The sequence below is a fragment of the Cobetia sp. SIMBA_158 genome (assembly GCF_046566945.1).
GTDB classification, from domain to species: Bacteria; Pseudomonadota; Gammaproteobacteria; order Pseudomonadales; family Halomonadaceae; genus Cobetia; species Cobetia amphilecti.
In genome coordinates this window covers 1-259 of sequence record NZ_JAWJYL010000610.1, presented here as the reverse complement: position 1 = coordinate 259, position 259 = coordinate 1, and the positions used below count along the sequence as shown (strand labels likewise).

At 70.3% G+C, this 259-nt stretch carries 1 pseudogene; it reads left to right on the top strand.

Features of this window, described 5'->3' with window-relative positions:
- A pseudogene (locus tag R2R70_RS21275) lies at positions 1–259 on the top strand (catechol 1,2-dioxygenase); the annotation flags it as partial.

The following is a 259-nucleotide window of genomic DNA, read 5'->3' as shown; positions in this document are numbered from 1 at the left end:
CGAGCGCTTCCTCGACGTGCGGATGGACGAGGCCGAGGAGAAGGCCGGCTTCCAGGGCGGCACGCCGCGCACGATCGAGGGGCCGCTGTATGTCGCGGGCGCACCGGAATCGGTCGGCCATGCGCGCCTCGACGACGGCACCGATCCGGGCCAGACGCTGATCATGCGCGGCCAGGTGCTCGGTCAGGACGGCGCGCCGATCGCGAACGCGCTCGTCGAGGTGTGGCACGCGAACCATCTCGGCAACTACTCGTACTTC